The sequence below is a fragment of the Nocardia sp. 852002-20019_SCH5090214 genome (assembly GCF_001665865.1).
Lineage (GTDB): Bacteria > Actinomycetota > Actinomycetes > Mycobacteriales > Mycobacteriaceae > Nocardia > Nocardia nova.
In genome coordinates this window covers 1-601 of sequence record NZ_LZMK01000014.1, presented here as the reverse complement: position 1 = coordinate 601, position 601 = coordinate 1, and the positions used below count along the sequence as shown (strand labels likewise).

At 68.9% G+C, this 601-nt stretch carries 2 protein-coding genes; both read left to right on the top strand.

Features of this window, described 5'->3' with window-relative positions; genetic code table 11:
* Window positions 1-252: DUF5131 family protein (locus A5780_RS01315; RefSeq protein WP_156769329.1), on the top strand; the 252-nt coding region annotated here is incomplete at its 5' end.
* Window positions 240-599, top strand: coding sequence for a hypothetical protein (locus tag A5780_RS01310; RefSeq protein WP_231982782.1), 360 nt, complete (start codon window positions 240-242; stop codon window positions 597-599). The genes A5780_RS01315 and A5780_RS01310, both read left to right, overlap by 13 nt.
* Window positions 600-601 lie beyond the last annotated feature (2 nt).

Sequence of the window (601 nt, the reverse complement as noted above, 5' to 3'; positions counted from 1 at the left end):
CGCCCCGGCTGCGCCGACTGGCGGCCGATCCCGGCGATCGACTGGGTCATCGTCGGCGGCGAATCCGGGCCCCACGCCCGGCCGATCGAGGCGGACTGGGTGCGCGACCTGCGCGACCAGTGCGTCGAGGCCGGGACCGCGTTCTTCTTCAAGCAGTGGGGTGGCCGCACCCCGAAAACGGCCGGGCGTGAACTCGACGGCCGGATCTGGAACCAGTACCCGCAGAACAGGAGCACCTCATGCCACGCCTGATGTCGGTCTCGCTCACCGAACCCCAGGTCCGCGACCGGACAAAGACCGTCACCCGCCGTATGGGCTGGCTGATGCTGACGCCCGGCACCCGGCTCACGCTGTGCCGCAAGGTGATGGGCCGCCGCCGCGGCGAACCACTTGTACGGATCGTCGATGTCGAAGTTCTCGACGTGCGCCGCGAGCGCCTCGACACCATCACGAACGAAGAAGTCCGCGCCGAGGGCTTCCCTGAGATGACGCCGGCGCAGTTCGGCGAGTTCTTCTGCGGCAGCCACACCGGCTGCACCCCGGACTCGATGGTCACCCGAATCCGGTGGCGCTACCTCGACGATCCGGAATCGCCGTAGCA

Excerpts from the sequence above, each read along its gene's own strand:
- A5780_RS01310 (WP_231982782.1), top strand. The coding sequence starts at position 240 with ATGCCACGCCTGATGTCGGTCTCGCTCACCGAACCCCAGGTCCGCGAC.